We start from the raw sequence: 26,918 nt of genomic DNA, 5'->3' as shown, positions 1-26,918 counted from the left end.
AGTTTTACCACTTGCACATTTATAACCAGCCTGTCGATCATGCGAATTCAATAGCCCATCCGGGCGCAATTAATTTGGGCAATATGAACACCACGATCGCCCATAATCCGATTCACCGATTTTACTTTCTCGATATATTAAGAGGAGCTGCATCCTTCGCCATCCTTATCTGGCATTACCAACATTTCTTTTTCGACAACACGGAGCGCCGGCCCGACTTCGACAGAGCTGTACAACCGGGATACGTCATTCTGAAACCATTGTACGAATATGGAGAATTGGCGGTTTATCTATTTTTTATCCTGTCTGGCTTTGTTTTCTTCTTTATGTATTCGGATGATATCGCCCGTCGCTCCGTGTCGTTGAAAACGTTCGCATCAAACAGATTCTCGCGGTTGTACCCACTACATTTGCTTACGCTATTGCTTACTTGCGGGCTTCAATTCGGCCATCACCGGCTTTTTGGGTCGTTTTTTGTCTATAAGTATAACGACTTGAAGCATTTCATACTCCAATTGGGCTTCATGTCCTTCTGGGGTTTGCAGGACGGGCACTCATTTAACGGGCCTGTCTGGTCGGTATCGGTGGAAGTGCTCTTGTACGCGATCTTCTTTCTTTTTTGCCGGTTTATACCTTCGCGTCCGAAATTCTTAGTCATTATGAGCCTGCTCGGGCTCGCTATCGGCGGGATACACTTGGGCGCCGGTATTCTCTGCTTTTTCGTGGGCGGCTTATTACATTGGTTGTTTAAACATCAATGCGGGATTTCAGGAGCAGATTTTAGCAAGAACCGGCTCCCTGCTTTCGCTCTTTGCCTGGCCGGCATTGCCTTTTATCCGTCGACATTTATTCGGTCCGGCCATTTGAAAATTTTCCTGGCCTGTATCAGCATATTGCCCGCGACCGTATATTTTCTCGCGTGGCTTCAATTTCGTTTGCCTAACCGCGGAAAATCGTGGGCGATAATAGGAGATATGACGTACGCCTCCTATCTGCTTCACTTCCCTTTGCAGATAATATTTCATACCCTCTTTGTTTTATACGGATTATTTAACCCGATCAATGGCGGAACACTCGTTACATTTATCGTTTCCACCTACGGCCTGTCGTATTTAACGTATCGGGGTTTTGAATTGCCTGTCAAAAATTTCCTGCGGAGCCGACTAAGGTAAATAGGGTCTGTAAGAGGGACTATTCCACAGAACTCATCATCCGCTTCCGGTGCGCTACGCCCCAATCCCGTAACGTCTTGATCACAATTTCCAGCGAATGCCCGTATTCCGTTAACGAATACTCCACTATCACCGGAATGGAATCATAAACCGTCCGTTTCACGAGGTCGTTGCTTTCCAGCTCCCGCAGTTCCTTCGAGAGCATTTTATCGGTAATGCCGGGCACTTCTTTCGCGATTTGCGAGAAGCGCTTGTTGCCGAACATGAGGGATATGATGATGGGCAGCTTCCATTTGCCGCTGAGTACTTCCAATGCGTCGCGCACGGGCAGGATGCTTTTGGTGCATTCGCCCCAGGTGTGCGGTTGAGATTCTCTTGTTTTTTCCATAGCCTGTTTTTCACTATCCTTTTGTATACTACTTACAAATGTATAGTAAATTTATCTAAGTTTGTATACCGATTAATCAACGGCACATCAAACTTAGATAAAAATGAGCGAGTTAATAGAAAAATTGAACTGGCGTTACGCCACCAAAAGAATGAACGGCCAGGCCATTCCCCGGGAAAAGCTGGACAATATCCTCGAAGCCATCAAACTGGCGCCCTCTTCGGTGGGTTTGCAGCCCTACAATATCGTGATCGTGGAGGATAAAATATTGAAGGACAGGATCTACCAGGAAGCGGCACCCCGGCAGGCGCAGATCCCCGATGCTTCGCATTTGCTGATTTTCGCGGCGTGGGAAAAGCTGACGGCACAGCATGTGGAGGATTATCTCAAACTCGTCGCTTCTACGCGCAATGTAAGCCTCGAATCGCTGGCAGGCTTCCACAGCAGCATTAACGGCGGTATCCTTAGCCGCGGCGAAGACGTGAACTTCGATTGGTCGGTGCGGCAGGCGTACATTGCGTTGGGCCACGGACTGGTGGCGGCGGCTACCGAAGAGGTGGATGCTACGCCGATGGAAGGTTTCGATGCCGCGAAACTGGACGAAATTCTCGGCCTTCGCGAGAAAGGGCTTCGGAGCGTGGTAATCCTGGCGTTGGGCTACCGCGACGCGGAAAAAGACCCTTATGTGAATGCAAAGAAGGTGCGCCGGGCGCATGAAGAACTTTTTATTTCCATCTGAGCTTTTTAATAGCGGGAGGTTGAAAGTCGGGAGTGGTGAGGAATAGTCAAGTGTGGTCAGAGATGGTCAGGAATAGTCAAGGGTGGTCAAGTGTAGTCAGGAATGGTCAGGTGAGTTAGAAATGTGGCAACACATGAAAACCTGACAACAAAAGACTAAACCTGACAACAAATGACTACACCTGACTAAAAATGACAACACCTGACAACAAATGCCCCCCTCCCATTAATACAATTACAGACCAACGATACTATGAAAGTCGAAATATGGAGTGATGTAATGTGCCCTTTTTGCTACATCGGCAAAAGGCGCTTTGAAAGTGCGCTGGCGGAATTCCCTCAGCGCGACCGGATTCAGGTGGAATGGAAGAGCTTCCAGCTGAACCCTCAGATGAAAACCGAGCCGGGCCGCAGCATTAACGACTACCTGGCCGAAACAAAAGGCTGGACGCCGGAATATGCGCAGCAAGTCAATGACCATGTGACGAATATAGCTGCCGAAGTGGGCCTTGAATATAATATGGATAAAGCGGTGCTTGCCAATTCCTTCGACGCACACCGGTTTTTACAGTTTGCGAAAACCAAGGGGCTCGGCGACGCGGCGGAAGAGCAATTGTTTAAAGCCTATTTTACGGACGGCAAGAATACGGCCGACCATGACACCCTGGTTGAGCTGGGCGTAGCAATCGGCATTAATGCCGCTGAGTTGAGGGCAGTTCTGGAAGGAACGCGTTTCAGTGAGGAGGTGCGCCGCGATATTTACGAGGCCCAGCAGGTAGGCGCACGGGGTGTTCCCTTCTTTGTCCTTGACCGCAAATATGCGGTTTCGGGAGCACAGCACACCGAAACATTTCTGGGTGCGTTGCAGCAATCATTTTCCGAATGGGAAAAAGCCAATCCCAAACCGCTCGTGAGCCTGGCCGACGGTGCCAACTGCACGATCGACGGTGCGTGCGAATAAACAATAATCATTTATTAAAAGTGGCATTTCGGAACTCCGGCATGTCACTTTTTTTGTTTTTCGGCCCGTCGCTGGTACGGTTCTATAAGTAAAGTCAGAGGCGCGCCTCCGGAATGTCATGTATTTTGTGCTAATTGCGATAATTTGTTGCAAAATATTTTCTTCCACAACCGCCGCTGTCAGCACCTTATTCCGGCTATATGCGTTTTCTGGCTTTACTGCTGCTTTTTCTGACGGTACAGAAGCTCACCCAGGCGGGCGGGATCAGGGGACGCGTTACCACGAAAAATGGCGAGGCCCTTCCCTATGCGGGCGTCGCGGTGAAGGGCACCAGCAACGGTACGATGGCCAACGGGGAAGGCGAATACGAGTTCAGCCTGGCTCCCGGGAGCTACGAGATCATTTTCCAATACCTGGGTTTCAAAAGCATTTCCAAAAGCATCACTGTCGGTAACGACTTCATCGTGCTGAACGTGATAATGGAAGAGCAGGCGCTGAGCTTGCAAGAGGCGACCATCGGCAAGTCGAAGGAAGATCCTGCTTACAGCATTATGCGGCGGGCGATCGCCAAAGCGCGTTTTCACCAGTTGCAGGTGCGCGGCTACACGGCAAAGGTGTATTCCCGCAGCACCGGTGTAGCTACCAAAATTCCCTTTCTGCTTCAAAAACGGTTGAAAAAAGAAGGGGTGCAGCAAGGAAAAGCCATTCTCAACGAGAGCGTGGCGGAAATCAGGTACCGGCGGCCCAACAATTACAGCCAGCGCATCATATCCACCCGCAACAGCCTGGACAACAGCATCCCCTCTCCGAACGAATATGTTCTGGCCAGTTTGTACAGTCCCGAAATCGCCGGCACGATTTCACCCCTTTCGCCCAAGTCGTTTGCCTATTACAAATTCGAATACGAAGGTTATTTCGAAGAAAGAGGCGAAATCGTCAATAAAATAAAGGTAATCCCCAAAGCCTACGGCGAAGGGGTTTTCAGGGGAAGTTTGTTTATACTCGAAGATCGCTGGGCGATTCACAGCTACGACCTGCAAACCACCACCAGCGGTTTGAATATTTCCGCCAAGCAGATTTTCAGTCCCGTACAAGGCGTATGGATTCCGGTTAACCAGCAATTCAAATTGAATGGAAGTTACCTCGGGTTTGCCGGTGAATTTCGTTACCTCGTGTCACTGACCTATCAAAAACTCGATGTAGACCCCGGCTTACGGGAGGATATTATAATCGCCGATCACAAGAAAGAGGATGTACCCAAAACCAAAGACGGTAAGAATCTCGAAAACCTGATCCGGGCACAGAAGGAGTTTTCTACTAAAAATTTCAGAAAACTGACCAGACAATACGAAAAGCAGCAGAAAAAAGAGCGAGAGGAGCAACTTGGCAACGACCGGCTCGTACGCCAGGATTCCATTGTGATCGATTCGATGGCCAATAAGCGCGATACAACTTACTGGCAGGCCCTCCGGCCTATTCCACTGACCAGGTCGGAGGTTTCGAGCTACGTGTCGCAGGATAGCATTAAAGTCGTGAAGGACTCGATCCGGGTCAAGACCAAGCCGGATTCCACGCATTTCAAGCCCATTCATATCCTTACGGGCAATACCTACACATTAGGCAATCGCAACAGTTTCTATTTTAAAAGCCCGCTGCTGTCGGTCAGTTACAATTCGGTTGAGGGCAATGCCATCAACATTATCACCGAGTGGCAAAAAAAATGGGCTAAGTCGTCGTACCTGAGCGTGCGCCCGCTCGTACGCTATTCTTTCGGGCGAAAGAGGCTTTATGGTAACCTGGAAACCAATATCGGCGATAACCGGTGGAACCTGTCCCTTTCCGGTGGCGAAATGGCATCGCAAATCAACAACCACGAGCCCATTCTGCCGTTGCCCAACAGTGTGGCGGCACGTTTTTTCGACCGCAGCCTGATGAAATTATACCAGAAACAATATGGCCGCATCCAGTACACGCTCCGCAATATCGGCGACGTCCTTAGCCTGAACGCAAGCCTCGATTTCGAGCACCGCAAGGAGCTTTTCAATCAGGAAAGCGCCCGGCCGATCATTTTCTGGAGCCAGTTCGGGTTCACGCCCAACAGGCCGGTTAACCGCGAGTTGGAAAACACCGGTTTCAGGGACCACAATGCATGGATATTCGATGCCACCGCAACATTGCGCCCGTGGAGGAGATATCTCATCAGAAATGGCGAAAAGCGGTACCTCCGGAGCAAAGGGCCTTCTTTTAGCATTAATTATAAAAGCGGGCTGGGCTTTCTCGGAGATGTGGATTATTCCCTGCTGCAAGGCACGATCCGCCAGGATTTAAGCCTCGGCCCCCGCAGTAATCTGGAATACCTGGTTAATGGCGGTGGTTTTTTGAGTACCAAAAAACTGTATTTCCCCGACTACCGGCATTTTATGGGCAATGAGTTCTTTTTTCAGTACGTGTACCCGCCAGACCAGTTCCGCATGCTACCCTATTACCGTTACAGCACATCGAAATGGTTTTTCCAGACGCACCTGACCTGGACCATGCAGCATTTCCTGCTCACGCGCGTACAGGCGTTGCGGGTGACAGGTATTTCCGAAACATTACAGCTGCATTACCTGCGCGTCCCAACGATCCGGAATTATACGGAAGCGGTTTACGGGATCGATAATATCGTGCGGATCGTCCGGTTGGAGGCCGTCGCGCAATTCCATGGCTCTCATTTCAAAGGCATGGGATGGCGCATCGGGGCCTCGTTTCGGTTCGGACGGTAGTTATTTCGCTTTGCCGGCCTTGAAGCGCGGCGTGGTTTTGGAAACCGTCGGCCATACATTGTTGTCGGGATCGACGTCGGCCATGCGCTGACTCGGGTCGATTACGATCGTCTGAATGTCGGAAATGCTGTGGTCGATGGTGAAGGAATATTCCGGGTAAGTCCAGCCCCAGTCGGCCATCAGGGTGGTTTTGGGATATAGTTTCTCGTCTTTTTCACCGCGCATGATTTCGAGCGGAATGTAAAAATTCTCCTGCGAGCCGTCTTTATAGCTCACCACCACGTCCAGTGGCATCGGCATTTGACCTACCCTTTCCAGAACTACGTCCGTTTTACCCGCATTCGCGGCTACTTCACGGATACTGTAATCGATCGTTTTTGTGGTTCCCACGAAATTCTCCCAGAACCAGTCCAGCTCCAGTCCCGATTCCTTTTCCATTATGCGTTTCAAATCCGTGGGGTTCGGATGCTTGAACTTCCATTCATTGAAATACCGCTTCATTCCACGCTGAAATGTTTCCTTACCCATAATATAGTTGAGCTGGTTCAGAAAAACGGCGCCCTTATTATAGCTGGCTATGCTGTATGCTTTATTGGTATTATAGTGATCGGCATGGGTCGTAAGCGGCTCCTCCGTGCCCGACTTCACCAGACTGCGGTAGCTGGTCGTAGCATTGCGTTGCGGATCGCCTTTTGCGGGGAAGAGCTCCGCCATCACGACATTCTGCGCGTAAGTGGTAAACCCCTCGTCCATCCAGGGATATTTGGATTCATTAGTCCCCAAAATTCCCTGAAACCAGCTGTGAATCGATTCGTGGACGGTTACGCTGGTTAACGCGTGCAGGTTTAACCGGCCGGTGATGAGCGTCGCCATCGGGTATTCCATACCGCCGTCGCCGCCCTGAATGATCGAATATTGCTTATAAGGATAACGTCCGAACTGCTCGTTCATGATCTTGAACGAACGCACCGCCAGCGGCTCCATTTGTTTCCACACATTGGCCAGTGTATCAGTCTGATAGAAGAAATGCAGATCCAGGTTGTCATCCACTCTTACAATGTCGTGCTGGTAATCGCGGTCCGCCGCCCACATGAAGTCGTGTACTTCGGGCGCTATAAAATGCCAGGTAAGGCGGTCGCCGGGTTTATGGGTAATGTTTTTGGTGGAATACCCATGGCCGATTTTATCGGGATTCTGCAAATAGCCGGTTCCCGCGATGGTATAAGCGGCATCCATTGTGATTTTCACGTCGAAGTCGCCCCAAATTCCATAGAATTCCCGACCGATGTACGGATCGGCATGCCAGCCGTCGTAATCGTACTCTGCCATTTTGGGATACCACTGGGCCATCGAGTAATCGATGCCCTCGGCATTGTTACGGCCTGTACGGCGAATCTGCAGTGGCACCTGCGCTTCAAATTCCATTTCAAAGGTGTGGTTCGATTTCGGCAGGATCTTTTCGTTCAAAGTCACTTCCAGGACGGTACCCACGACTTCGTATTTGAGCGCTTTTCCGTTTTGTTTGAGAGACAGAACCTTTTCGTAACCGATTTCCGTGGGCGATAGCTTCGAAATACGGTCCTTAACGCGTGAATCGGGGTCGCTGATGGACCGCGAACGGACGTCCATCTGGCTTCCCGGCTGGAATGCATTCAGGTATAAATGGTAAAATACCTTATGAAGGGTATCGGGAGAATTGTTGGTGTAGACAAGTTTCTGGGTGCCTTTGTACTGGTGTTTGACAGCGTCAAAATCGATTTCCATCTGATACTTCGCACGCTGCTGCCAACGGTCACTTTGTGCCGAAACCGGGAGCGCAAACGCAACCAGCAACAACACGGATAAATTAAACTTCATTCGAACGATCGTAATTTGATTAAACCGCAAATTAACGGAATTGTCTGGTTTATAGGGGAAAAATTATAAATTTGAAAAAAACTCACTACTATGCAACGCTCCATCGAAATACCAAAAGCACTTATTTACGAGGAATTTGATGGGCGTCCAGTTTACCGCAAAAGGATACCGCGATTATCTCGTGGGCACCAAAACGGTAGAAGAAATAATGGGTACCAGCACACTACAATGGTTTATAATTACGGCTATTCTAAGACAAATACTCGATCTCTTCCGGCCCGACGATTACCTGGTAGGGACGAATAAGCCCGGCATTCACGTCGAGCGCGGCACAAACCTAGCCAACGATATTGCCATTTACCGAAAAGGGCAACTCAAAATAGCGTTAGACAATATTCATTATGCCAACGTTCCTCCCCAGGTAGTGATCGAAGTAGATGTGAGGGCCGATTGCTCCGATCTGTTCTCTAACGAGTTTGAATATGTTGAAACAAAAAGTCAGAGATTGCTCGACTTTTGGCGTTCAGAAAGTAATCTGGATCAGCTCCCTCACAAAGAAAATCTCCATCTTCTCATCAGACCGCCAATGGATAACAATGGACTGGGACATGCCCTTCGAAGTTCTCGACGGGAAACACATCAATGTATGGGAGGCGATGCTGCAGAATGGACTGGAAGCCTGAAATTGGGCATCATTCTCCACAAAAAACCTCATTTTAAGGAGATAGCAACGGTTTAGGGCGTTTGCAGCACATTTGCGCTTCTGGCATGGTGTTGGTAATTATTGGTTCAGAAATCAATAATCGAAAACCTAAATATTTGTCAATCATGCTTAGATGGACCGTAATATTTCTCGTCATCGCTATCATAGCCGGGATCCTCGGATTCGGCGGTATAGCAGCAGGAGCAGCCGGAATTGCTAAAATTCTTTTCTTCGTATTCCTCGTTCTTTTCGTGTTGAGCTTATTAAGCCGTGGCGTCGGGCGATCCTGACGGCTCCGGATAGTACAATAAACGAAAAAGCGGACTTGATGTCCGCTTTTTTTCGTATTCGCTATTCCCATTCGATGGTGGCAGGTGGCTTGGAAGATATGTCGTAAACGACCCTGTTCACCCCTTTTACCTTATTGATAATGTCGTTGGAAACTTCCGCGAGGAAGTCGTATGGCAAATGCGCCCAATCGGCTGTCATACCGTCGACCGATGTTACCGCTCGAAGCGCGACCACCCGCTCGTAGGTACGCTCGTCGCCCATTACACCTACGCTTTGTACGGGAAGAAGCATGGCGCCTGCCTGCCAGACGTCTTTGTAAAGATCCCATTTGCGCAGCCCTCCGATAAAGATCGCATCCACTTCCTGCAAAATCGAAACCTTTTCGGGCGTAATTTCACCGAGAATGCGGATTGCCAGGCCAGGGCCAGGGAACGGGTGACGGCCCAAGATCTTTTCGTCGATGCCAAGCGTACGTCCAACGGCCCTCACCTCGTCTTTAAACAAGGTGTTCAGCGGTTCAACCACTTTGAGTTTCATAAAATCCGGCAAACCACCTACGTTATGGTGTGATTTAATGGTTGCCGAAGGGCCTTTTATCGAGACCGATTCAATTACGTCGGGGTAAATCGTACCTTGCCCCAGCCATTTTACATCCTCGATTAAGTGCGCTTCCTGATCGAAAATATCGATAAACGACTTTCCGATCGCCTTGCGTTTCGCTTCGGGATCGCTCAGGCCCGACAACGACTGGTAAAAGTGCGATTTGGAGTCCACACCTTTGATATTCAAGCCCATGTCCTGGTAAGAATGCAGCACTTGCTCGAATTCATCTTTCCGCAACAGGCCGTTGTCTACGAAAATGCAATATAGGTTTTGTCCGATCGCGTGATGGATCAATGTTGCCGCTACCGTCGAATCCACACCACCCGACAATGCCATCACTACTTTGTCGTTCCCCAGTTTCTGGCGGAGCTGTTCGATGGTATGCTCCACAAACGATTCCGAAGTCCAGTCCTGGCGGCAACCACAGATGTTCACCACGAAATTATGCAGCAGCTTCTTGCCTTCGGCTGTATGCGTAACTTCGGGGTGGAACTGAATACCGTAGGTCAGCTCGTCCTCGATTTTGAATGCGGCTACTTTCACCGATTCCGTCGAAGCGATCACGTGGAAGTTCTGCGGTGCGCGTACGATCGTGTCCCCGTGCGACATCCACACCTGTGACGATTCCGACAAGCCCGCCAGTAACGAGGAATCGGTATCATCGATTTGCAGCCGGGCACGGCCATATTCCCGGTGCTGCGAAGGTTTCACATCACCGCCCAGTTCCTGGGCGAGTAGCTGCGCGCCGTAGCATACGCCAAGCAGGGGTATTGTTTTGCGAAACTTGTTGAGATCGATCCGGGGAGAATCTTCGTCCCTTACCGAACAGGGGCTTCCTGAGAGAATTACGCCTTTGACGTTGGGAGTGAGTTCGGGGAAGTTGTTGTATGGGTGGATTTCACAATAAACATTCAGTTCGCGGACTCTGCGTGCAATTAACTGGGTGTACTGTGAACCAAAATCTAAAATCAGAATTTGTTCAGTCATATATATGCTATCTAAAACGCAAAGGTAGGGAGATTGAAGGAAAACCAAAAAACGAAGTTGAAACTTCGCCATTTTGTCGTTCAAACAGCTATTTAACCGTTTAAACTTTTTTCGAGCCGATATGCAACTTCCTTTTATCCCTTTGTATCTATAACCCGAAAGATAGACACACACCACTTATGTAATATAAGAACCATTTATGTAATCGAAGGTTCTATGTTATACCAAGTACCTATCTTTGCAGTGTACCTGATGGAAAAATTCACCCCGGGGTACGCTGAACTTTAACTATTAGCCATGAAAATCTTGATGAACCTAACTGCAGCACTGCTGCTGGGTAGTGGATTTGTGCACGCACAAGCTCCCCAGCCACTTACCGGAAAAGCCAAAGTCACCGGCGCGGTGCTGGATGAAAAGTCGCAGCCGTTCCCATTCGTGAATATCCTGCTCCTGCAAGCCAAAGACTCGGTACTTGTAAAGGGTGTTGCCGCGGACGAAAATGGCAGATATGTATTCGATCAGGTTGCTGCCGGCAAGTACCTCGCCCTGGTGTCGATGGTAGGCTACCGGAAAGCATACAGCGAACCCTTCGATGTAAAAGACACTCCCGTAAACCTCCCTACCGTCACACTTAAAACCGACACACAGTCGCTGAACGAAGTCACTGTCGTGGCTAAAAAGCCGTTCATCGAGCAGGAAATCGACCGGACGGTGGTAAATGTGGAAAACAGCATTGTTTCGGCCGGCGCAACTGCATTGGAAGTGCTGGAACGTGCCCCCGGCGTGACCGTCGACCAGCAAAACGAGCAATTGAAATTGCGGGGCAAGGAAGGCGTAATTGTTCAAATCGACGGAAAACAGACCTTTCTGTCCCAACAGGAACTAATCACGCTTCTGCGCAATACGCCGAGCGACAACATTGAAAAAATTGAACTGATCACAAACCCGTCGGCCAAATACGACGCGGCAGGTAACTCGGGGATCATCAACATCAAAATGAAGCGCAACAAGAACTACGGCACGAATGGCAATATCAACCTCGGCGGCGCGTGGGCGAAATACGGCCGTGCCAATGCAACCGGAACACTTAACCATCGCGCGGGGAAAGTGAGTTCCTTTATCAGCGCAGGCGCTTTTTATAACAAAGGATTCAACAACAACGACATTTACCGCCGCATTCCGTACGAGGGCAAAGTGACGATCTTCGACCAGAAAACGGAGCGGATCAACCGGTCGGAATACTATAATGTGCGCGCGGGAATCGATTACTTTGCAACGGACAAAACCACGGTGGGCGTACTGGTTTCAGGGTTCTACAACGATTGGAGCAACCCTTTCGGGCAAACCAACACCCGGATCCTGAATGAGAACCTGAGCCTTCAGCGGACGTTCCGGACCAATGTTTTCAATGGCGGTAAAATGAACAACATCAGTTCCAACCTGAACCTGAAACACCAGTTCAACGACAAAGGAAAGGAGCTGACATTCGATCTCGACTATGTGCATTACGGCGGCAAGAAGAAAAGCCAGCTCGATACGCGTTACTTCAACTCGAACGGAACACCGGATGAAGCTGCGACGGAAATCGTCCGGAACGATATGCCTTCGGACATCAACATCGCGATGGCAAAGCTGGATTACACACAGCCGATCGGCAAAGGAAAGTTCGAAACCGGTTTGAAATCGAGCTACGTAACTTCGGATAATGATATGATTTTCGAAACCTTTATCGATAGCTGGCAACTCGACCCAAAACGGTCCAACCGTTTCAAATACACCGAAAACGTTAATGCGGCCTATGTGAACTATGCCGGCGCATTATCCAAAAAGATCAAGTACCAGGTAGGCCTCCGCGCAGAGCATACGCACTCGATCGGCAACTCGATCACGCTGAACCAGAAACGCGACAGAAACTACATTAACCTGTTCCCCAGTGTTTTCCTGTCGAACCAGCTGGATACCAACAACGTGATCAACCTGTCGTACAGCCGCCGGATCGACCGTCCGAATTACCAGTCGCTGAACCCCTTCGAGTTTTACCTCGACCCATACACATTCCAGCGCGGTAACCCTAATCTGAAACCGCAATACACGCATTCATTCCAGTTGGTACACGTTTACAAAAATGCATTGAATACCACGCTGGCTTACAGCCGCATTAAAGATATGATCGCCGACGAGCTGCCCCAGCAAATCGCTTCGGAAAACAAGACATTCGTAACGTCGGATAACCTCGACAACCAGGATAACATCAGCCTGACGGTCTCGTTCCCCATTCCGGTCACGAAATGGTGGCAAGTGCAGGCGAACTTTACCGGTGTGTACAACCATTACAAGTCATATTACCTCGAACAACAGCTCGAAATCAAGCAGGTTTCGTGGAATATGTACGCCAGCAACCAATTTACTTTGGGCAAGGGATGGTCCGCAGAGCTCTCGGGGTGGTATAATAGCAGACAGTTCTACGGCTTGTACCGGGCCCACCCGATGGGGATGATCAATGCGGGCCTTCAAAAGAATATCCTGAACAAAAAAGGAACGATCCGCCTGAATGTGAACGATATTTTCTGGACCAACCGCTTCAATGGCACCGCGGTGTACAAGGATATCGATTTCAAGGTGCGTTCGGAATGGCCCAGCCGGCAGTTCAGGCTGACCTTCACTTACAACTTCGGTAACCAGAACGTGAAGGGAGCACGCCAGCGCAATACCGGCTCGGATGATTTGCAGAAACGCGCAGGTGGCAATTAAAAGTGGAATTCCGGTCTGACAAGACCAGTGTTCATAAATTAGTTAGGTTTGTTATGCAGAAAATCCATCCCGTGATGTGCGGGATGGATTTCTTTTTTGATATAAAACCTAAAAAAGTGAAATGCTTATGCTTGCAGCGCGGCAACACCCGGGAGTACCTTGCCTTCCATATATTCCAGCAATGCCCCCCCGCCGGTTGAAACGTAACTCACGCGATCGCCGTAGCCTGCATTGTTGATCGCGGATGCCGAGTCACCGCCGCCGATCAATGAGAATGCGTCATTGTCTTCGGTTACCGCTACCACCGCTTCGGCGATTGCGTTGGTTCCGACCGCGAAATTCGGGAACTCGAATACGCCCATCGGGCCGTTCCAGAGCACGGTTTTTGATTTTTTAATGATATCCGAGAAAATCCCGATAGTTTTCGGACCGATATCGAGGCCCTCCCATTCGTCGGGGATATTGCCTGCGTCCACCACTTTACGCTCCGCATCGTTCGAGAATTTGTCGGCGATTACCGTGTCCACCGGCAATACCAGATTGATACCCTTCGCTTTTGCTTTTTCAATCAATTCAAGCGTCAGCTCCTGCTTGTCGGCTTCCAGCAGCGACTTACCGATCTTTCCACCCTGTGCCTTGGAAAATGTATAGGACATGCCACCTCCGATGATCAGGTTATCGACCTTATCGAGCAGGCGTTCGATGATCAGGATTTTGTCGGAGATTTTGGCACCGCCCATAATCGCCGTGAAAGGTCTTTCCGAATGTTCGAGCAGCCGCTCCGCATTATCGAGCTCCGCCTGCATCACATAACCGCAAACTTTGTCGGTAAAAAACTTACCGATTACGGCCGTGGAAGCGTGCGCGCGGTGTGCGGTACCGAATGCGTCCATCACCCATACGTCGCCGAGTTTCGACAGTTTCTCCGCGAACGCTTCGTTACCTTTTTCTTCTTCTTTATAAAAACGCAGGTTTTCGAGCAACAAAACTTCCCCCGGCTGCAATGCAGCGGCAAGCTCTTTCGCGCTTTCTCCAATGCAATCGTCGGCAAACTTCACAGTTTTGCCCAGGATGAGCGAAAGCGGGTTTACCAGGTGTTTCAGGGAATATTTTTCGACAGGACCGTCCTTGGGGCGACCCAGGTGTGACATTAAAATGACGGAACCGCCGTCATTAAGAATCTTGCTGATTGTAGGAATGGTCGCACGGATACGGGTATCGTCCGTGATCTCAAATTTTTCATTAAGCGGGACATTGAAATCCACGCGTACCAGGGCCTTTTTCCCTGAAAAATCATAAGAATCTAATGTTGTCATGGGCAGGTAAAATTGTTTTCCATAGGTAGCAAATGTAAATCAATTTCTTAATTATATACTATGCTTTTCCGAAAAGGCGGCACGCATAATAGCTATAATCCAATTTTTACCTTTCATTTTTCTATAAAATCAGGATTTAACCAAATTTTAATATAACTATCCCGCACCTGCCCGTCCCCCGCTTTTTGCGGGCCAAACTTCAACCCAAAAAAGCACCCACTCACCCATTCACGGTTCCACCGCGGCTCATTCACCGTTCCACCGCGGCCCATTCACTCATTCAATCATTCGGTTATTCCATCAGCCATTCGCTCATTTCTTTTAATTTCGGTAACTTTATTTCTTCATCAACTAAAAAGTAACCGTTTTGTCCGCCGAGTCGACCGGTCCGTTCGCCCAGGAACAGGTGTTTCCCACGGACCTCCCCCCCCAAGTATTATCTGGATTATTTCAATTACGTGCTCGCCTTCGTACGCAAGCGCTACGCGCACATCCTGCACGAGCCCGAACTCGAATTTCTGGACAACTACGAATCCCTCTCCGAAGACGCCCAATGCCTTTTCATCCGGTTCAGCAACCGGCGGAAATCGTTCTTCCGGACGAATAGTCTTTCCTATTCCGAAATCGGGGATATGCCCGCGGTACTTACCGAGCTGCTCGAACGCAACTTCATCGAAACGCTCTGCGAAGCGCATGAAAGTAGGCTCGCGGAGGTGATCGACCTTTTTACCAAACCGGAATTACTGGAAATTACGAGGCTGCTCGAACCGGAGATCATGCCCTCCAAAAGCATCAAAAAACCGGATCTGGTGCGTTGGCTGCTGTACGAATATGATTTCGCGGTGCTCTGCGGGGTGATCGGGCAAATGGAACCGGTGGTGAAAGTATCATTCGAGGCGGAGGTAATGCTGATGAAATTCCTGTTTTTCGGTAACCGCTATGCCGACATGACCGAATTCGTCGTCCGCGACCTGGGACACGTTCGGTTTCAGTCGTTCGACGAGCAATACCTCTCCATCCAGTTCGACACCCGGAAGGATGCCGACGACACGTTGATGGTTTCCCTGATGAAAGAGACTTTCGATGTGATCAAGCACGACCTGCCGCCGGAGGAGATTTACGACTGGTTTATGAACTGGCATACAGCCAGCGGCACCGGACTGAGTCACAAGGCATTGCCATCGTTCAATTCATTTATACTGAAAGTAAGTGCCTGGCTGGAACGCAAAAAAATGCTGTCACAGGCGCTGACCATTTACCAGCTCACCAACGACGCGCCCGCCCGCGAGCGGCGCGTGCGATTGCTTTATAACCTGGGCGAAATCGACGAGGCGCTGGCCTTGTGCGAGGAAATCGCCGAAAGCCCGCAAAATGCCGACGAGCGCTTTTTCAGCCTCGATTTTTATGAGAAGATCAAAAACAAAAAAGGCCCGGATCGTCAAACGGACGACCCGGGCTTTGAAAGCCGCCGAGGCCATCGAGGTGCCGATTTCCTATCGGTTCCAGGTGGAATTCGGTGCGATCGCTTACTACCAGGAGCAGGGTTATAATGCGTTTTTCAGCGAGAACGAGCCGTGGCGGGCATTGTTCGGATTGCTGTTCTGGGATATTATTTATGATACCAATGTCCAGACGATCCACAATCCGTTGCAACGCATTCCGTCGGACTTCTTCCTGCCCGATTTCTATTTCAGACGGTCGGACCAGCTAAAAGAACGACTCGCCGCCGCACATTCACGGGAAATTATCGACGAGCTTGTTACGCAGACTTTTACAGATAAATACGGCATTACCAATGTGCTCGTGCCGTGGTACGAGGGCGCATTGGAGAAGGTATTAACCCTTACTTCGCTCCTTAGCCCCGAAAAGATCCACAAAATCATGCTCGAAATGGCGTTGAACCTCCGTGAAAACACCCGCGGCTTCCCCGATCTGCTCGTTTGGAACGACGATGAGTACGCATTCATCGAAATCAAGTCCCCTACCGACCACCTTTCGTCGCGGCAGTTGCATTGGCAACATTTCTTCGCGGAGCACGGCGTGCAAAGCCGCATTGTGCGGGTCAACTGGGTCAAGGAAAATATCAGTCTAATGTAAACTCGGCAGTTACCGGCAGGTGATCGGAGGCGTATTTCTCGTCGATCACTTTCGTGTTGGCGCTTTTGAGCTGCGAGCCCTGCTTGTGCATGATGAAATCGATGGTCTTTTCAGGAACTTCTACCGGAATGGTCGGCTTGCAATCGGAGCAGGAGCGGGTGAAATATTTGTCGAAATAAGCAATCACCGGGCTATCGGGGGTCGCGTTGAAATCGCCGCCCAGGATCATGGGCAGTTCCGTGTTGCCGAAATACTTCAAAATCGTTTCAGCCTGCAACAGACGATTCGGCTCTTTCAGGCCCAAATGCGTGCTGGCAAAGATCAGTTTGCGGCTATCCGGCAATTTTACGGTTACCGCCGCGATCGTACGGTCTTCTTCCTTCAATTCGGGGCGGATCGGCAATGCGTAACGTGCCGAATCGACGATCGGGAATTTTGTAAGTACGGCCACACCGTAGTCGCCGCCCTGGTGATCGATGGCTTTGGAAAAATAGAATTTCATGCCCGTGAGCTGTGCCAGCTGCTGCGCCTGGTTCTTGCCTTTTCCCGAACGTTCGGTATTCACGTCCACTTCCTGCAAAGCCACGAAATCAGGCTTTTCGGCATTAATTACTCTCGCGATGGCTTCCACGTCGATCTTGTCGCCGGCCGACGGCGGGTTACAATGGTGGATATTGTAGGTCATTACTTTAAACCGCTGCTTTTTAACGGGCTGGTCGGGCGGCGTACCGGCTACTCCGTTGAGTGCCAGGAGCGCCAGTAAGGGAAGAAGATAGTTTTTCATCGGTGGTACGAATATTGGTTTAACAACGCGTCAAAAATAGCGTTTCGCAGGGTAACTAGTACCGCCTGGACATCCATTTAAGTTTATCATTTGATCCGTTTCGGGCAGTCGGGCATTTTCATTATCATTACACATTCATTAACAATCCCTGCTTCATGAAGCTCCGAAAAATTTTACTCGCTGCGGCCGCGTTGGCAGGCCTCGGCGATACGCATGCGCAAACCCGGCCGGAGGACGTGAAAACTTTCACGCTGGCCAACGGCATGAAATTCCTCGTTCTGGAAGACCATTCGATCCCTACCGCCAATATGTACCTCTTCTGGAAGGTCGGCTCGCGGAACGAGGTTCACGGCATTACCGGCCTGTCCCACTTCTTCGAACACATGATGTTCAACGGTTCCAAAAACTACGGCCCGAAGCAATTCGACCGCGTGATGGAAGCCAATGGGGGCTCCAACAATGCCTACACTACGGAAAATGTGACCGTCTACACCGACTGGTTCCAGAAAGATGCATTGGAAACGATCTTCAAACTCGAATCCGACCGCATCGGCCACCTCACGATCGACCCTAAAATGGTGGAAAGCGAGCGTGGCGTAGTACTTTCGGAACGCAGTACCGGGCTGGAAAACAGCAACTACCGGCTCATCGGCGAGCTGGTACAGTCCGTGGCATTCCAGGAGCATCCCTACATGTTTCCGGTAATCGGTTTCGAATCCGACATTAAAAGCTGGACGCAATCCGACCTCGAGAACTACTTTAAAACCTACTATTCGCCCAACAATGCGACCGTCGTGGTGGTGGGTGATATTAAGTTTGATGAAGTAAAAAAATTGGCCGACCAGTACATGGCGCCGCTGCCTGCACGCGGCCTGCCGCCGAAAATCCGTACCGTGGAGCCCCCGCAGAACGGCGAACGCCGCGTGACGACCTACAAAGACATCACCACGCCGAATATCATCCTCGCATACCACGTCCCCGAAACCGCCCACCCCGATTACTACGCCCTGGACCTGTTCAGCAGCCTGTTAAGCTCGGGCAATTCCTCGCGGCTGGTAAAATCGCTCGTGATGGATACCACTATTGCATCCAGCGTCTCCACGGGGCTCGACAATGGCTTCGATCCGACATTGTTCGTCGTTTTCGGCGTGGCCGGCGACAACGTTTCGGCGCAGGACCTTGAAAATGCCATTGAAAAACAAATCGATATGATCATACAAAACGGCGTGACCGACGCCGAATTACAGAAAGTGAAGAATCAGAAGCTGATGGAATTTTACCATACGCTCGAAACCATCAATGGAAAAGCCAACAGCCTCGGCACGTACGACGTGTTTTTTGGTGATTATAAAAAGATGTTCGAAGCACCGGAAAACTATAAGAAAGTAACCGTAGCCGACATTAAACGCGTTGCCGCCCAATACTTCAACGAGCGCAACCGCACCGTGGGCTTCCTGCTTCCCGAAAAATCGAAATGACAGCCATTCAAATTCAAATCGGAATGAAAAATGTTTTAATGCTGATGCTGGCCTTTTGCACATTGGCTGCCGAAGCACAGAATAACTTCAAAGTACCACCCTACGAAAAATTTAAACTCAAAAACGGGTTGACGGTGTACCTGATGGAGCAGCACGAGGTCCCGTTGGTCAACGTTTCGGCCGTATTCGATGCCGGTTCGATCAACGACGGCGAGCGTTACGGCCTTGCCAGCCTTACTGCCGATGCATTGCTTTTCGGCACGCAGAAATACACCAAAGCGCAGATCGAGGAGATGACCGATTACGTGGGTGCGGACCTTTCCACATATGCTACGAAAGATAACGCGGGCCTTGCCGCTTCGTTTGCGGCAAAAGATCAGGAAAAGCTTTTCGAACTGATCCAACAAATACTTATGTACCCGGTCTTCAACGTCACCGAATTTGACAAACATAAGCAACGCACCCTGCTCGAACTTGCCCAGGCCAGAGAAAGCCCGCGCTCGGTGATCGGCAACTACTACAATGCATTCCTGTTCGGCAGTTTCCCATACGCCACACCTACGGCGGGTACCAGGTCGACGGTCGAAAAGATCGATGCAGCGGCTGTGAAAGCATTTTACCAAAGCAACTATACTACCGGCAAAGGCGCGATCGCGGTTGTCGGTGATTTCAAAATCGCGGATATGAAAAAGAAAGTCACCGCATTGTTCAGCGACTGGAAAACCGCTCCTGCGCGCATGGTGAAGCGCGTGGCGCCCAACCTGGAATTTGACAAGGCCCGGGTGCTGCTCGTCAATAAAGACGACGCCCGGGAAACCACATTCATGATCGGAGGCAAGGGAATCGACTACAATTCACCGGATTATGTGCCTGTATTGGTCGTAAACACGATTCTCGGCGGACGGTTTACTTCCTGGCTGAATGATGCGCTGCGTGTGAACTCGGGGCTTACTTACGGCGCGGGCAGCCGTTTCACACGCTACAAATACGCCGGGACATTCGGGATCAGCACATTTACCAAAAATTCCACGACGGTTCCGGCGATCGACATGGCGCTGAGCGTGCTCGACAGCCTGCATAAGACGGGTATTAACGAAGAAATCCTCGCGTCCGCGAAGGCGTACGTGAAAGGCGATTTTCCCCCCGACTACGAATCCGCGGGCGCATTGGCACGGTTGCTTACGGATATGTTCACGTACAATTTCGACGAAAGTTTTATCGATACATTCCAGGCAAAAGTAGATGGCCTGACAGTGGCGCAGGCGAAGGATATCATCGCTGGCTATTTTCCGAAAGACAAACTGCAATTTGTGCTGATCGGCAAGGCTTCCGAAATCAGGGAGCAAGTCAAGAAATACGGAGAGCTGAGTCAAAAGGAGATCAAGGCAGACGGATTTTAGTATATTGTTCACAGCCGTTGCTTTAAAATAAGATCGGCTTACCGGGTGACCGGCACGCCAAAACGCTTTTGGCAATACCTATCTAAAACAATCAAACCCAATGACAATGAAAAAAATAATCGGTCTGAGTTGTCTGGCGACCGCATTGCTGGCGGGCGCGGGCGACCTCTTTGCGCAAGGCAAGCCGGTGTACACCGCTCCTATCGGCTTACAGGCTTATACATTCCGTGGCAGCTGGGGCAAGGGCATCGAGGCTACGCTGGACACCATCAAATCCCTTGGTGTTACCGAAATGGAAGGCGGCCCCATCGCGGGGATGACCACGGAGGAACTCCGGAAGCAGCTCGACAAGCGCGGTATCGCGATGGTTTCCATCGGCGCCGATTACAAGAAACTGAGCGAAAGCACCGCGCAGACCATCAAAGACGCGAAAATCCTTGGCGCCAAATACGTGATGGTGGCCTGGATTCCTCACGAAAAGGGCAATTTCAACCTCGAAACGGCAAAAAAGGCAGTAGCAGATTTCAACAAGGCGGGGAAAGAACTCAAAGAAGCGGGCATTTCGCTTACCTACCATAACCACGGCTACGAGTTCGTGCCTTACGAGGACGGCACGCTGTTCGATTATATTGTTAAAAACACCAACCCGGAATACGTCAACTTCGAAATGGATGTACTCTGGACCGCTTTCCCGGGACAAGATCCTGCGAAGCTCCTTTTGAAATACCCCACCCGATGGAAACTGATGCACCTCAAAGACCTGAAAAAAGGTGTGAAGGGCGATCTCTCAGGCGGCACGCCTACTACCAACGACGTAGCATTAGGAACCGGCCAGATCGACATCCCGGCGACATTGAAGGCTGCTAAAAAGGTGGGAATCAAGCATTATTTCATTGAAGACGAAAGCCCGTCGTACCTGAAACAAATCCCGCAGACGATCGCTTATATTAAAAGTATTAAGGAATAGCCAAACGACACTTGACAACAAATGACAACACCTGACTACAAATGACGACGAAGTCATTCATAGTCAGGTGTTGTCATTTGTAGCCAGGTATTGTTAGCCGTCTACGTTTACCACCCCGGATTCTGCTTCAAGGTCGGTGTGCGCTGTAACTCGTCCTGCATGATCGGGAAGAGGTAATGTCTCGGAGCTACGAACACGCGGTTCTCTACGAAATAGCGCTGCATCCGGTATTTTTTACCATCCACCACAATTTTGCCATTCGGGTCCTCTACCGGCTTCATACCATTGATCATCCGCTGTGTTTTCGGATACGGCCAGTAAGCCTGCGAACGTTGCTCGTTCGTGGAACCAGCCGATTGCCAGGCCTGCTCCCGTGCGAGCTCTTTTTGTGAACTGGCTTCGAGATACAGGCGCGATGTCCATATGCGGTTATTCTCATAAAAAAGCTCAACCCTTCTTTCGCGTTTGATATATTCATCCATCAAAGCCTTGTTAGTCTGCGCTTCAGGCGGGATCGGCGCCATGAATGAGCGTTTTCTCACATCGTTCAGCATTTGGTAAATCTCGGCGTTAGGCCCCGCCGACTCATTCACCGCCTCCGCGTAAATGTAAATGAACTCCGGCAAACGCCATACCGGCGGACCGCTGATGGCAAAACTCTTGTCGCGGTTCCACGATTCGCGCAGGATTTTACGTAGGAAATATCCGGTTGTGGATGAATTCGACGCACCGATCTTATCGGGACCGGTGGCCGTATTGATTACTTTCCCCTTGAATGTAGCTCCGTGGTACACGATGTCGCGGTAGAAACGCGGGTCCCTCTTCACACTTTCATAAGGATTCCCGTCGTCGTAGCCATCCGATTTGGCACGGGTTCCATAAACTGGATAGCCATACCCATTCGGCGCGATGTATTCATATTCGTCCACCTGCTCCTGGACCGGCATTTGGCGTGAGCTTCCACCCCAGCTTGGCGGGTAAATATCGCCCTGCCAGTTATGATCTTTGTCGCGGGTAACAAAGAAAACAGCCTCATTCTGAAACGCCTGCATGTCGTGGTAAAGATCCCAAAGCCGCGCAGGGACTTTCGAGTTATTGTTATCGACGCCGGCATCGTCGCGGAAATCGGTTGCGTCGTGGCCCTGGTACAGGCTGTAACGTTGGCGGCCGTCCACTTTGAAATCGATCACCGCTTTCGCGGCCTCTTTGGCTTTAACCCAGCGATTGACATTGTAAGTGTATTCAGAAGCGAACTGCCTGGTATCGTTCGGAAATGTGCCGCCGTTCCACATCGGCGTGGCGGCCATCCAGGCGATCATCGCTTTCAATCCGAGACAAGCACCCTTATCTACACGGCCAAAATCCGCACCGCCCCAGCTACCGGGCACCAATGCAAAAGCGGAATCGCAATCCTGGCTGATTTTCGCAGCAATGGCATGGAAAGATTCCTGCTTGAAATCCATCGGATCGGTAGGCCGGATGGTGTTGGTAACGTAAACCACCTCGCCGTACATGCGCGCGGCCAGGTAGTGGAAGTAGGCGCGCATGAAATAGGTTTCACCGAGCCGTTTGGCCAGGTCGCCGGCTTGCAGCGGATTATCGGGCGTGTTATACTTCCGTACTCCTTCCAGTATCACATTCGCTTTCCGAATGCGGGCGTACAAATCCCACCAGTATTGCCCGCGGCTACTACGATCGGGCATGGCGTTGGGATTCCAGTCGCCGGTATTGAATTTGTTAGTAAGGCTTCCCTCGGCTGTCGAACCTTCGGCCTCGTCTGTAACAGGCGCCGTCGAGAAATGTGAAAAGAAAACCAGCGGGCTGTTGGAACCCTTCGCGTTGTCATACAGGTCGGTAACGAGCTGGTTGGTTTTATTGTAACGGGTAAAGACCTGCTCGGCATCCACCTGGTCGTCGGGTTTGCGGTCGAGGAAATCCTGCTGGCAGCCCGAAAGCGTGATAAGGCCCAATGCAAGGCTTGTAAGTATTTTTCCGGTATTCATAAAAATATCAGGTTAATCAAAATGAAATATCGACGCCAAAATTCACTACTTTCTGGATCGGGTACCAGTCGCCCGAACCCTCGCGGGTCTCGGGGTCCATATCCACATCGCCCAGCCCGTCCCAGGTCAGCAGGTTCATGCCTTGCACGTAAATGCGGAAATTATCGATGCCAATTTTTTTGATAGCGGTTTTGGGAAGGTTGTAACCTATCTCGACCGTTTTCAGGCGCACGTATTTGGAATCATATAAAAACAAACTGCTGTTGCCGTTCTTGTTGTTACTATGGTCACCGAAATGCAATGCGGGATAAGTAGCGGTGGCGGCGGTTTCAGGCGTCCAGCGTTTCAGGTGCATCGGTTTTACTTTGCCGTATTTGTCCTGGCTGAACAGCGGGAAGTCATAGACAGCCGCGCCCGACAGTTGTACCGACGACCGCGCCGCGCCCTGGAACAATGCGCTGAAATCGAAGTTTTTGAAGCGCCCCCCCACCGGCAAACCGAACATCAGCTCCGGGTTGCGCGGGTTACCTACCGCCGTGCGGTCGCCCAGGTCGTCGATTCTTCCGTCGTTATTCAAATCCTTGTAAACGACATCCCCCGGCCGGAGTGTACCGAACGACTGAAACCCGCTGCCGTTGTTCATCCCGTTGAGCAGGTTTGCCTCTTCCTGGTTGGCTACGAAATGGTCGAAAATGTAATCGAAATGCTCGTCGATCCGCTTGCCTGTATTGGCCCTTCCCGGTGAGGCATAGGGAATCTCGTTCATGAAAACGATCTTGTTCCGGGCAAAAGTCATGTTCGGACGAACGAAATACGTAAAATGCTTGCCAATACTGCCCGTCCAGCCGATCTCGAAATCGAAACCCTTGTTATTGACGATACCCGAGTTCAGGAATGGCGCGTCTTTACCAACGATATCGGGGAAGCCCAGCTTGTTACCACCGCCCATGTTGGTGATAATGTCGTACCGGTGTTCTCGGAAGAGGTCCAGCGTGAATGTAAGGTGTTTCAGGAATGTCGCGTCGATACCGATGTTGGTTTTACGTGCCTTTTCCCAGGTCAGGTTAGGATTGGCCAGGTCGCCTTCCTGCAAGAAACCGCCCGCCCCCGAACCGAAATTGTCGGTCCCGAAATTGTAATCTCCGTCGCGCCGGCCGAAGTATTGCAGGTAGATAAAACGCTTGTCGTCAGGGATTTTATCGCTCCCTACCAACCCGAACGAACCGCGGATTTTCAGGTTGTTGAGCCAGTTCCGGGTATTTTCCATAAACCGTTCTTTCGTAAGCACCCAGCCGGCCGCGATCGAAGGGAAAAAGCCATAGCGTTTGCCCTTAGCGAAGTTTTCCGATCCATTGTAGGCCGCATTCACTTCCAGCAGGTAACGGTCGTCGTAGCCATAGGTTGCACGTGCTGTAATGCCTTGGTAACTGAACGGCACCTGATTGTTGATCACCCGCTTTGACCGGTTGAAAAGCACCATTCCCGTCACGTCATGCAAACCGAAATTCCGCATGTAATCGAGTTTGGCCTGCAAATAGGCGCGGCTTTCGTTGTCTTTGTTGTCATAACCGTTACCGATCGTCTGGTCGATATCGTATTTATTACCAGACTTGTACGCGCCTGTGTAATGCCCGGGCGTGCGGTACACGTCGCTTCCGGCGACAGGAACAAATGTGGCATACCCGGGATATTCGCGGTAGCCTTCGGAATAGGTGCCGACCTTGCGGTCGATCCAGCCGCCATCACTCGCGTCATAAGAGAACATCCCTTCGATCGAAAGCCCTTTTGTAATGAAATTCAGCTTATGTCCCAGCGAAAACGAACCATTGAGATAAGTATTCTTTTCATTCAAAAAACCGGTGCGGCTGAGCTCTCCAAGGATATTGAAACGGTAAATCTGATCGCCATAGAGCATTCCCAGCGGGTTATTGGCCTGGTACACCTTGTTGGCCGGGTCGTCGTTCGGCTCTACTATAATAGGCAGGTACGAAGGCTGCGTGTTGGCCAGTTCCACAATGCGCGCGGCTGTGGTACCGGGTGCATTTCTGTCGGTAATGCGGGCGCCGAGGTCCAGTTTGGCGTAAAAATTGTCCGTTATGTCGATATCGATATTCGAACGGAAATTGTACCGCTTGAAGATCGCCTGGGTGTTATTGGCCGTCAGATCCGTATGCCGGTAGTTCCCATCCTGCTGGAAATAGTTGGCCAGGACGAAATACCTGGCCCTCAACGATCCACCGCTAATAGATAAACTGTAATCGTGCTGCACACCGGGCTTGAATGCATAATCGAAATAATTCCAATTATAACCCAGCCCGTCCGAGTTATCGCCCTTTGCACGGCGGAAATCGGCGATGGCCTGGTCCGAAAAAAGGTTCAGTGTCGAGGGGTCCGCTTCCGGGTTGTCATTTCTTCTGGCCTCGTTATAAAGCATCGCATAATCCGCCGAACCGAGGTAAGTAGGGAATTTTACCGGTTTATTGATCCCCACCGAAGCTTTGAAATTCACCGTCGCCTTGTCCTGCACCTTTCCGCGCCTTGTGGTTATCAGGATAACGCCGTTTGCGCCCCGAACGCCATATGGCGCGGTGGCCGATGCATCCTTCAAAATCGTGAATGTTTCGATCTCCGAAGGCGCGAGGTAATCCATGCTCCGTTCGAGCCCGTCGATGATCACGATCGGCGCCTTGTTCCCATAGGTGGCTGTGCCCCGGATAAAAATATCGCTCCGGTCGACGCCCGGTTCGCCTCCGCTGAACTGGTTGGCGAACAGTCCCGGCAGACGACCCGCCAATGCGTTGGTGATACTGGCCGTAGGACTTTGTTTAAGGTCTTCGGTCGTTATGGTCGCTATGGAACCTGTGATGGTTGCCTTGCGCTGCGAACCGTAGCCCACGATCACGATTTCTTCCAGGCCGTTCAAATCTTCTTCCAGTTGAATATGAAGCGTTGTCTGTGCGCCAACCGTTTGTTCTTTTTTCAAATAGCCGATAAACGAGACGACCAAAATATCGCCCTGCTCGGCTTCCACCGTAAATTTTCCCGTAGCGTCGGCAGAGGTTCCTTTATCGGTCCCTTTCACGATCACCGTCGCACCGGGCAACGGATTCCCTTTCGCGTCCGTAACCGTGCCGGTGATCTCGCGGATTACAGCTTCCGGCATTACCGGCATGGCGTTGTTGTTATGAACGGGAGCGGCCCCGTCGTTTTCCTCCTTTTTATAGATCGCGATCTGCTTACCTATTACCTTATACGTCAGGTCGGTCCCTTTCAATGCGGCATCCAGAATGGCCGGCACGGTTTGGTTTTTCAGGTTCAGGTTGACATTGATCTCCTGCTTACCCGAAAAAAGGTCGTCCCTGTAAAATATACGATAACTGGTTTGTTCCTGAATCTGCCTGAACAGCGTAGCCAGATTTCCATTCCGGATTTTGACATCCATCCGGCTTTTCTGAGAATACCCCGTTGCATGCACGCTCATCATCCCGACCCATAACAGCAGAACTGTCAGTTTCATGATTCTCAGCAGTTTTGATGGGTGCAACTTTCCGAAAGGGAAATACCCTTTCCGGTCAAATTTTTTCATAAATTTGATTCGACTTTTGTTAATACAATGGTTTAAGGATCACTTGCTTGCCGGCAAGTGTGAAGGATCGG

Annotated in this window: 19 protein-coding genes; 12 read left to right on the top strand and 7 right to left on the bottom strand. The window is 50.5% G+C overall.

What is annotated here, in order from left to right; all coding sequences use genetic code 11:
- The first annotated feature begins 83 nt into the window (after positions 1-83).
- Positions 84-1,172, top strand: coding sequence for an acyltransferase (locus ABV298_RS20045; RefSeq protein WP_353717949.1), 1,089 nt, complete (start codon positions 84-86; stop codon positions 1,170-1,172).
- Between the two features lie 19 nt (positions 1,173-1,191).
- On the opposite strand, the gene ABV298_RS20040 is transcribed toward ABV298_RS20045, so the two are convergent.
- Positions 1,192-1,560 carry a helix-turn-helix domain-containing protein gene (locus ABV298_RS20040; RefSeq protein ID WP_353717948.1) on the bottom strand — a complete coding sequence of 123 codons (369 nt, stop codon included), beginning with the start codon at positions 1,558-1,560 and terminating at the stop codon, positions 1,192-1,194.
- Positions 1,561-1,663: 103 nt separating this feature from the next.
- Here ABV298_RS20040 and ABV298_RS20035 point away from each other — a divergent pair, with 103 nt between their 5' ends.
- The 3 genes from ABV298_RS20035 to ABV298_RS20025 all read left to right on the top strand — a co-directional run bounded on the left by ABV298_RS20035 (position 1,664) and on the right by ABV298_RS20025 (position 6,024).
- Entirely contained in the window at positions 1,664-2,299 is a 636-nt protein-coding gene (locus tag ABV298_RS20035; RefSeq protein WP_353717947.1) for an NAD(P)H-dependent oxidoreductase, read from the top strand.
- A gap of 252 nt (positions 2,300-2,551) precedes the next feature.
- Complete coding sequence (locus ABV298_RS20030; RefSeq protein WP_353717946.1) at positions 2,552-3,259, top strand: DsbA family oxidoreductase; 708 nt, start codon at positions 2,552-2,554, stop codon at positions 3,257-3,259.
- A 200-nt stretch (positions 3,260-3,459) separates the two neighbouring features.
- Positions 3,460-6,024 carry a DUF5686 and carboxypeptidase regulatory-like domain-containing protein gene (locus ABV298_RS20025; RefSeq protein ID WP_353717945.1) on the top strand — a complete coding sequence of 855 codons (2,565 nt, stop codon included), beginning with the start codon at positions 3,460-3,462 and terminating at the stop codon, positions 6,022-6,024.
- On the opposite strand, the gene ABV298_RS20020 is transcribed toward ABV298_RS20025, so the two are convergent.
- Positions 6,025-7,881, bottom strand: a complete 1,857-nt coding sequence (locus ABV298_RS20020) for a M1 family metallopeptidase (RefSeq protein ID WP_353717944.1) — start codon at positions 7,879-7,881, stop codon at positions 6,025-6,027.
- A gap of 139 nt (positions 7,882-8,020) precedes the next feature.
- Here ABV298_RS20020 and ABV298_RS20015 point away from each other — a divergent pair, with 139 nt between their 5' ends.
- Positions 8,021-8,620 (top strand): hypothetical protein, encoded by a 600-nt coding sequence (locus ABV298_RS20015; protein ID WP_353717943.1) that lies wholly within the window; start codon positions 8,021-8,023, stop codon positions 8,618-8,620.
- An 89-nt stretch (positions 8,621-8,709) separates the two neighbouring features.
- Positions 8,710-8,874 (top strand): DUF1328 family protein, encoded by a 165-nt coding sequence (locus tag ABV298_RS20010; RefSeq protein ID WP_083769210.1) that lies wholly within the window; start codon positions 8,710-8,712, stop codon positions 8,872-8,874.
- Between the two features lie 61 nt (positions 8,875-8,935).
- Here the strand turns inward: ABV298_RS20010 and guaA are convergent, their stop codons facing one another.
- Positions 8,936-10,465 carry a glutamine-hydrolyzing GMP synthase gene (gene guaA, locus ABV298_RS20005; protein WP_353717942.1) on the bottom strand — a complete coding sequence of 510 codons (1,530 nt, stop codon included), beginning with the start codon at positions 10,463-10,465 and terminating at the stop codon, positions 8,936-8,938.
- 309 nt (positions 10,466-10,774) lie between these two features.
- Between guaA and ABV298_RS20000 the strand changes: the two genes are divergently transcribed.
- Entirely contained in the window at positions 10,775-13,216 is a 2,442-nt protein-coding gene (locus ABV298_RS20000) for an outer membrane beta-barrel protein (protein WP_353717941.1), read from the top strand.
- Positions 13,217-13,341: 125 nt separating this feature from the next.
- On the opposite strand, the gene ABV298_RS19995 is transcribed toward ABV298_RS20000, so the two are convergent.
- On the bottom strand, positions 13,342-14,532 hold the full coding sequence (locus ABV298_RS19995; protein WP_353717940.1) for a phosphoglycerate kinase: 1,191 nt from the start codon (positions 14,530-14,532) through the stop codon (positions 13,342-13,344).
- A 458-nt stretch (positions 14,533-14,990) separates the two neighbouring features.
- On the opposite strand from ABV298_RS19995, the gene ABV298_RS19990 reads away from it, so the two are divergent.
- Both ABV298_RS19990 and ABV298_RS19985 read left to right on the top strand, forming a co-directional pair.
- Positions 14,991-16,082, top strand: a complete 1,092-nt coding sequence (locus tag ABV298_RS19990) for a hypothetical protein (protein WP_353717939.1) — start codon at positions 14,991-14,993, stop codon at positions 16,080-16,082.
- Positions 15,991-16,629 carry a VRR-NUC domain-containing protein gene (locus tag ABV298_RS19985; RefSeq protein ID WP_353717938.1) on the top strand — a complete coding sequence of 213 codons (639 nt, stop codon included), beginning with the start codon at positions 15,991-15,993 and terminating at the stop codon, positions 16,627-16,629. The genes ABV298_RS19990 and ABV298_RS19985 overlap by 92 nt, the downstream gene beginning before the upstream one ends.
- Here the strand turns inward: ABV298_RS19985 and ABV298_RS19980 are convergent.
- Positions 16,616-17,413, bottom strand: a complete 798-nt coding sequence (locus ABV298_RS19980; RefSeq protein WP_353717937.1) for an endonuclease/exonuclease/phosphatase family protein — start codon at positions 17,411-17,413, stop codon at positions 16,616-16,618. The two genes, ABV298_RS19985 and ABV298_RS19980, sit on opposite strands and share 14 nt — an antisense overlap.
- A 155-nt stretch (positions 17,414-17,568) precedes the next feature.
- Here ABV298_RS19980 and ABV298_RS19975 point away from each other — a divergent pair, with 155 nt between their 5' ends.
- From ABV298_RS19975 to ABV298_RS19965, 3 genes are all read left to right on the top strand, one after another.
- Positions 17,569-18,891: a pitrilysin family protein gene (locus tag ABV298_RS19975; protein WP_353717936.1), complete on the top strand. Its 1,323-nt coding sequence runs from the start codon at positions 17,569-17,571 to the stop codon at positions 18,889-18,891.
- Between the two features lie 23 nt (positions 18,892-18,914).
- Positions 18,915-20,291 (top strand): pitrilysin family protein, encoded by a 1,377-nt coding sequence (locus tag ABV298_RS19970; protein ID WP_353717935.1) that lies wholly within the window; start codon positions 18,915-18,917, stop codon positions 20,289-20,291.
- Positions 20,292-20,397: 106 nt separating this feature from the next.
- Positions 20,398-21,258: a sugar phosphate isomerase/epimerase gene (locus ABV298_RS19965; RefSeq protein WP_353717934.1), complete on the top strand. Its 861-nt coding sequence runs from the start codon at positions 20,398-20,400 to the stop codon at positions 21,256-21,258.
- A gap of 107 nt (positions 21,259-21,365) precedes the next feature.
- On the opposite strand, the gene ABV298_RS19960 is transcribed toward ABV298_RS19965, so the two are convergent.
- Together ABV298_RS19960 and ABV298_RS19955 are read right to left on the bottom strand one after the other, a co-directional pair.
- Entirely contained in the window at positions 21,366-23,261 is a 1,896-nt protein-coding gene (locus tag ABV298_RS19960) for a RagB/SusD family nutrient uptake outer membrane protein (RefSeq protein WP_353717933.1), read from the bottom strand.
- Positions 23,262-23,277: 16 nt separating this feature from the next.
- Complete coding sequence (locus ABV298_RS19955) at positions 23,278-26,778, bottom strand: TonB-dependent receptor (protein WP_353717932.1); 3,501 nt, start codon at positions 26,776-26,778, stop codon at positions 23,278-23,280.
- Between the last annotated feature and the right edge of the window lie 140 nt (positions 26,779-26,918).

It is taken from the genome of Dyadobacter sp. 676 (assembly GCF_040448675.1).
In the GTDB taxonomy this organism is placed as follows: Bacteria; Bacteroidota; Bacteroidia; order Cytophagales; family Spirosomataceae; genus Dyadobacter.
This window is presented reverse-complemented; position numbering and strand designations above follow the sequence as displayed.

Coding starts and splice junctions, on each gene's coding strand:
- guaA (WP_353717942.1), bottom strand. CDS start 10,465: ATGACTGAACAAATTCTGATTTTAGATTTTGGTTCACAGTACACCCAG.
- ABV298_RS20030 (WP_353717946.1), top strand. CDS start 2,552: ATGAAAGTCGAAATATGGAGTGATGTAATGTGCCCTTTTTGCTACATC.
- ABV298_RS19970 (WP_353717935.1), top strand. CDS start 18,915: ATGAAAAATGTTTTAATGCTGATGCTGGCCTTTTGCACATTGGCTGCC.
- ABV298_RS19995 (WP_353717940.1), bottom strand. CDS start 14,532: ATGACAACATTAGATTCTTATGATTTTTCAGGGAAAAAGGCCCTGGTA.
- ABV298_RS20000 (WP_353717941.1), top strand. CDS start 10,775: ATGAACCTAACTGCAGCACTGCTGCTGGGTAGTGGATTTGTGCACGCA.
- ABV298_RS19980 (WP_353717937.1), bottom strand. CDS start 17,413: ATGAAAAACTATCTTCTTCCCTTACTGGCGCTCCTGGCACTCAACGGA.
- ABV298_RS20010 (WP_083769210.1), top strand. CDS start 8,710: ATGCTTAGATGGACCGTAATATTTCTCGTCATCGCTATCATAGCCGGG.
- ABV298_RS20025 (WP_353717945.1), top strand. CDS start 3,460: ATGCGTTTTCTGGCTTTACTGCTGCTTTTTCTGACGGTACAGAAGCTC.
- ABV298_RS20040 (WP_353717948.1), bottom strand. CDS start 1,560: ATGGAAAAAACAAGAGAATCTCAACCGCACACCTGGGGCGAATGCACC.
- ABV298_RS19960 (WP_353717933.1), bottom strand. CDS start 23,261: ATGAATACCGGAAAAATACTTACAAGCCTTGCATTGGGCCTTATCACG.
- ABV298_RS20015 (WP_353717943.1), top strand. CDS start 8,021: ATGGGCGTCCAGTTTACCGCAAAAGGATACCGCGATTATCTCGTGGGC.
- ABV298_RS20020 (WP_353717944.1), bottom strand. CDS start 7,881: ATGAAGTTTAATTTATCCGTGTTGTTGCTGGTTGCGTTTGCGCTCCCG.
- ABV298_RS20045 (WP_353717949.1), top strand. CDS start 84: ATGAACACCACGATCGCCCATAATCCGATTCACCGATTTTACTTTCTC.
- ABV298_RS19955 (WP_353717932.1), bottom strand. CDS start 26,778: ATGAAACTGACAGTTCTGCTGTTATGGGTCGGGATGATGAGCGTGCAT.
- ABV298_RS19975 (WP_353717936.1), top strand. CDS start 17,569: ATGAAGCTCCGAAAAATTTTACTCGCTGCGGCCGCGTTGGCAGGCCTC.
- ABV298_RS19965 (WP_353717934.1), top strand. CDS start 20,398: ATGAAAAAAATAATCGGTCTGAGTTGTCTGGCGACCGCATTGCTGGCG.
- ABV298_RS20035 (WP_353717947.1), top strand. CDS start 1,664: ATGAGCGAGTTAATAGAAAAATTGAACTGGCGTTACGCCACCAAAAGA.